The 5,977-nt window shown below is 42.8% G+C and carries 5 protein-coding genes; 4 read left to right on the top strand and 1 reads right to left on the bottom strand.

Translation table 11 applies throughout. The features are described from left to right. A partial coding sequence (locus A2517_RS03755; protein WP_294894284.1) for a DEAD/DEAH box helicase occupies nt 1-1,360 on the bottom strand: 1,360 nt, incomplete at its 3' end. 118 nt (nt 1,361-1,478) lie between these two features. Between A2517_RS03755 and A2517_RS03750 the strand changes: the two genes are divergently transcribed. The 4 genes from A2517_RS03750 to A2517_RS03735 form a co-directional block, all read left to right on the top strand. Then, nucleotides 1,479-2,687 (top strand): putative glycoside hydrolase, encoded by a 1,209-nt coding sequence (locus A2517_RS03750; RefSeq protein ID WP_294894282.1) that lies wholly within the window; start codon nt 1,479-1,481, stop codon nt 2,685-2,687. 80 nt (nt 2,688-2,767) lie between these two features. Then, nucleotides 2,768-4,012: an EAL domain-containing protein gene (locus A2517_RS03745; protein ID WP_294894280.1), complete on the top strand. Its 1,245-nt coding sequence runs from the start codon at nt 2,768-2,770 to the stop codon at nt 4,010-4,012. Between the two features lie 57 nt (nt 4,013-4,069). Next, nucleotides 4,070-4,999, top strand: a complete 930-nt coding sequence (locus A2517_RS03740) for a GGDEF domain-containing protein (RefSeq protein ID WP_294894278.1) — start codon at nt 4,070-4,072, stop codon at nt 4,997-4,999. Nucleotides 5,000-5,009: 10 nt separating this feature from the next. Beyond that, nucleotides 5,010-5,977: TonB-dependent siderophore receptor (locus A2517_RS03735; RefSeq protein ID WP_294894276.1), on the top strand; the 968-nt coding region annotated here is incomplete at its 3' end.

Here is a 5,977-nt window from a genome sequence, read left to right as displayed (position 1 = left end):
ATTTTTTAGGAGAAGGTTTTTTAGTATTGCCAAAAGCACTTCCTCGAGCTGAAGTGCTCCCTTTTTCTACAGACTCTTCACGTGCGACACGAGGGCCGCGTTTACCGACAAATTTCGGCTGAACGGGAGCTTTTTTACGCTTGTTGCCGAATGCACCTGCCGTTTTTTCTTTTTTCTCTCCCTCTTTGGAGAGACTTTTACCGCGTGTTTTTACCAGTGCATTATCGGCTGGGGGTTCAAATCCCGGAACCAAGATCGTCTCGACGTTTTTACCGAGCATCGTGATGATTTTTGACCACGAGATATGCTCAGCGGAGGAGAGAAGCGTGATAGCGAGACCGTCATTCCCAGCACGTCCCGTACGTCCTATACGGTGGAGATAATCGGTACTGATGTGAGGGATATCGTAGTTGATGACGACATCCAGCCCCTCGATATCCAGTCCCCGTGCCGCGATGTCGGTCGCTACGAGGATACGGGCGGAGCCTTCTCTAAATTCTGTGAGGGCGCGATCGCGTGCACCGTGTTTTTTATCGCCATGGATGACGACATTTTTCAAACCGCTGGCGGTGAGTTCTGCACTCACTTCGTCCGCTTCGGCCTTGGTTCGGGTAAAAACGAGAACTTGCGGATAGTTGTTAGAGCCGATCAGGAATGACAACAACTCTTTTTTGCGCTCTTTCTCAACCGGATGAACCACTTGACGAAGGGTCATATCGGCCGCTTTGAGGTTATCGATCTCAATCAATAGCGGTTTTTTGAGAATCTTTTCGCTCAGCTGTTTGACCGCAGGGGTCATCGTTGCCGAAAAGAGCATATTTTGACGGTTCACGGGGAGAAGATCGATGATCTGCCCCACTTCACGGATAAATCCCATATCAAAAATCGTATCGGCTTCATCGAAGACCAGATATTCAATTCGAGAGAGGGGAACATGCCCTTGTTTATTAAGCTCGATAAGGCGTCCCGGAGTGGCGACGATGATATCAACCCCCTCCCCCAGCTCTTTTGCCTGACGTGCCATATTGGCTCCGCCATAAAGGGCGATACATTTGATCTCAAGCCCCTCAGCATAGGTTTCAATCGCGGATGCAACTTGAGAGGCGAGTTCGCGTGTCGGAACAATCACAAGCGCACGTGCACTCGATTGTTTGGCATCGGTTGCACTAATGAGTTTATGAAGGATCGGGAGGGCGAATGCCGCTGTTTTTCCGGTTCCCGTTTGTGCTGCTCCGAGAACATCACGTCCGCGCAAAACGAGTGGGATGATCTGTGTTTGAATAGGTGTCGGATCACGGTACCCTAATTCTGCAAGGGTATCGAGAAGGTGGGCACTAAGCCCTAAAGTCGTAAATGACATATGGATATTACCTTTTTGGTATTGTATTAATACATTTTAACATTTAATCGCTTCAAACCTCCCCATTTTGGACTATTTTTTGCTACGATACGGCAATTGATTCAACAGGGAGAACAGAGTGAAAGCATTGACGCTTTTAGTAACATTAGCTACGCTAACATGGGGAGCGAGCACAATCGGAACCGTATTCGATAAAACAACCCAAAAACCTATTCCAAATGCTATCATTATCTCCGGTTCAAAAGAATACCGCACAGATTGCAACGGTGCTTTTAAAGTACCGGCATCTCCTATTATCGGGGCACGTGCCATCGGTTATGAACGCAAATTTTACAAAAGCGGCGGAAGAATGTATCTTCAGCCGTTTCAACCCAAAGCACTCTACCTCTCCAGCTTCGGAGCGACTCATGGAAAAATTATGGGTAATGCCAAAGATATTATCAAAAATACCGAGATTAATGCTCTGGTTATTGACATAAAAATGGATCGTGGTCAAATTGCGTTTGCCACAACCAATCCCATCGCCAATAAAATAGGTGCACAAGAGTTAATTTTATTCAAAGATATTAAAAAATTCACTGCAGAACTTCGTAAAGAGGGAATCTATTCTATAGCACGTATCGTTACATTTAAAGATACCCCTCTTATCACGGCTTACCCGCAATGGGGCGTTCGTAAAAGTGACGGTAGCCTGTTTAAGGACAAAGAGGGGCTTTATTGGATCGATCCTTCACAAAAAGAGTCATGGGACTATATGATCTCCATTGCCGAAGAGACGGCCAAAGCGGGATTTGACGAAATTCAATTTGATTATGTCCGTTTTCCGGATGCCAAAGGGGTAAGATTTTCGGTTGAAAACACCCAAGCGGAACGGGTAAAAGCGATTTCCGGCTTTTTAGAAGCGGCGCGTACCCGTCTAACTCCGTACAACGTCTTTATCTCTGCCGATATTTTCGGATACGTCAGCTGGCATAACGCCGATATTGAGATCGGTCAACGGGTCGATGCCCTCTCTCCGTATGTCGATTATCTCTCACCGATGCTCTACCCATCAGGTTTTAATGCAGGAATTCCCGGCCATCCCGATCCCGTCAAAGCCAATTATGAAGTTGTCAAACAATCTCTCGATAAAGCACTTGAAAAATCGGGAACCTCCCCGCTTGCCTATCGTCCATGGTTGCAAGCATTTCGTGATTACGCATTCGACCGCCGTATCTATGGAGCCAAAGAAATTCGTGAACAAATCGCGGCCAGTGAAGCTTTCGGCAGCTGCGGCTGGATTCTCTGGAACCCTCGGAATGTTTACACTTCTCAAGGCTTAAAATAAACAAAAAAATTAATAAGATTAAATATATAATACCTGACGTACAATATAGAACATTCTAAAACAATACAGTGGGCGTTAGTATGAGAGAAACAGATATTTTTATCGGTAGACAACCCATATTCGATAGAGATGGAAAATGTATCTCGTATGAGCTCCTTTATAGAAGTGCTTATGAATCCAGTGAAGCCGTCTTTTCAAATAATGCCGATGCGACGGCACGCGTTATTATCAATCTCATTCACAATATCGGTCTCTCATCCATTCTCGGTAATAAAATCGGTTATATCAATGTGGATGAGCAAATCATCCTCAGTGATGTCTTTTTATCCCTCCCAAAATCCAAATTTGTTTTTGAAATTTTAGAATATACCAAAGTTACACCTGATGTGATTGAAAAAGTGCGCCATTTGCATGAGATCGGGTATAAATTTGCACTGGATGATTTTTCGTGTGAAAACGAAAATATTGAATATTTTAAATTGCTTTTCCCCTATATTGATGTCGTTAAAATAGATTTGCTCGCACTCAACAATATGACACTAGAGGAAATTATCGGAAAATTTTCTTCCTATCAAGATATTAAATTATTGGCTGAGAAAGTAGAGAATATTGAGATATTCGAGCAGTGTATTAAAGCCGGATTTGACTATTTTCAAGGCTATTTTTTCGAAAAACCTACCGTCATCAGCGGAATCAAGATTGAACCCTCTGTTATCAATGCAATCGATATCATTAATACGTTGTATTCAACAGCGGATATGAATCTTATCAGTGAAAAATTTTCCTTCTATCCCGAGCTTACCTTTAATCTTCTCCGTTATATTAACTCAGCCGAATTTTCTTTTAGACATGAAATTACGAGTATTAAACAAATCCTTAATCTTTTAGGTCCTTCACGTCTGCGTTCATGGCTGGGGCTCTTTTTATATTCCGGACATCATGAAGAGAGATTTCAAGAAGCGATTGTCGATGCCGCTAAATTTAGGGCAAATATGATGCGAGAATTAGTCATCGCCTTAGGAAAACCGAAGCTTGCCGATGAAGCTTTTTTAGTCGGAAGTCTCTCATTAATCGATACCTATCTCCACATCAGTATGGAAGATATTATCCACAAAATTCACTTGGCACAGCCGCTTGTCGATGCATTAGTAAAAAGAGAAGGGTATTTTGGAAAGTTGTTGTTGATTACGGAAAAGCTGGAAAAGACGGAGAATATACAAACCCTGATCGAACATTTGGCACCTAAAATCAACCTCACTACCGACCAGCTGTACCGGATTTATTCTAAAGCATACAATTATACTATTGAAACACACCTCTCTTAGTGTATTCTTAAAACTAAAATGATACAATCCTCTAATACAGATCATTAGGGACAGAAAATGGATGATTCCAAAGTTTATGAAAAAATATTTTCAATTCATGACCAAACTATCGGAGCCCTAAGATCACTGCAAATCCCCCCTTTTCCACATAATTACAAAAAATATTTTGATGATATATTTAAAGTCCAAGCCGATCCCTCTCTCGTAGATGAACAAAAGAAAAATGATCCTTCCATTGAAACACACGATGATTTGAGCCGCTATCTTGATATTGCCCATAAATCAATCGCCTCTTTTGTCGAAACTCACGCGGATATCTCACATGTTGCCGAATTACAGGAAAATTACATAAGCAAAGCCTCTCAAGAAGGAGTCGAGCGGTGCGTCAATTTTGTTGACGGCTTAAGCGAACTGGGCAAAAACATGTCACTTGAGCTTAAAAAAGCTCAGAAAAAAATTGATGATTTGACATCGGAATTACAAGAAACGGTTTTAGCCCTCACCGTTGATCCCCTTACTCGTGTCACCAACCGCAAAGGGATGATTGATGACTTGAACAGTGTGATTCAAGCCGGTGAATCGAAAGCTCTTCCTATTGTATTACTTATGATTGATGCCGATAATTTCAAACACATTAATGATGCGCATGGCCATTTGGCCGGAGACAAAGTGCTCTATTTTTTCGCTCAAAGCATCAAATCTGTCATTCGCGGCGGGGATAAAGTGTATCGTTACGGCGGAGAAGAATTTACCGTGGTATTGAGCCGATGCGACCGTGAACAGGCTTTTGAAGTAGCCGATAAAATTCGCTCGAAAATCGAACAAAGCCATCTCATATACTCAGGAAAAACAATTAAAATGACCGTCAGTGTCGGAGCAACGATGCACCATGCCGGTGATAGCTATGATGCTTTTGTCGGAAGAGCGGATGATGCTTTGTACCGCGCCAAAAAAGAGGGCAAAAACCGAACTGTTTTGTTTGATTAAGGGCATATTTTTGAAAGTTTTTTCTCTCATTGTCTCTTTTTCACTTATTCCGTTGACCCTTTTAGCGAGTGAACCGCCTCTTATTACCTCGTTGTCCGAAGATATGAACCACGCAGAAGAGTTGGCCACACAAACCAATCGAAACATCGATTATCAGCCCTTTATTTTATCGGTATGGGAAAACCAAGATTTGGTCTCTTTCGGAGCGCATACGTTAAAAGATGCCCTCATGCTGGTTCCCGGAATCGATATGATGGGTGATACGACCAACAATCGTACAACCGTTATACGGGGTTCCAATCCCCTTGCTTTCGGGCAGACCAAATTAGCGATTGACGGTGTCGTCGTCAATGACCGCAGCTTTGACAGCTATAGTGCATACTTGGATTTTCCGATTGAGCTTATACAGAGAATCGAAGTCGTACGCGGTGCAGGAAGTTTTATCGAAGGGGTAAACGGTTATTCAGGATCTATCAATGTTATAACCTACGCAAAAGATGAAGGAGAGCCCCTTAATGGCGTTATTTTCGGAAGCTTCGGAAGTGATTCTTCACAACAAGCAGGATTTTGGTATACCCATCGTGCATCCAATTGGAAACTCTCTACGGATCTTTTTTACCAAAACAATGATGCAACCTCGCCCATTAATGTCACCGATAAATACGGAAATACCGGATTAGCGTCACTTAAAAGCCATCAAGTGGGATTTGGACTCTCGTATAGTTACGGTGATTTCTCTCTCAAAGGGAGAATCAACAAATTTACAACCGGAAGTGCCTTTGGTAATTTGAATGCATTACCTAATATCGATGGAGAACAGTCACTCCCTTCTTGGTACCTAGAAAGCGCTTATAGCCATAAAATTACCGATACGTTAGCTCTGAACGTCAAAGCGGGAATAATGGAGGACGGATGGGAAGAAGAAGCCCGCTTGCTTCCTGCAGGGACATATCTCACCGTCATTACCTTTCCAGATGG

This window comes from Sulfuricurvum sp. RIFOXYD12_FULL_44_77 (assembly GCF_001830725.1).
GTDB lineage: Bacteria > Campylobacterota > Campylobacteria > Campylobacterales > Sulfurimonadaceae > Sulfuricurvum > Sulfuricurvum kujiense_A.
The sequence above is the reverse complement of the archived record's forward strand: the minus strand, read 5'-3'. Positions and strand labels throughout refer to the sequence as shown.

What these genes read in the sequence shown, in the direction of transcription:
- A2517_RS03745 (WP_294894280.1), top strand. Translation starts at nt 2,768, where the DNA reads ATGAGAGAAACAGATATTTTTATCGGTAGACAACCCATATTCGATAGA.
- A2517_RS03740 (WP_294894278.1), top strand. Translation starts at nt 4,070, where the DNA reads ATGGATGATTCCAAAGTTTATGAAAAAATATTTTCAATTCATGACCAA.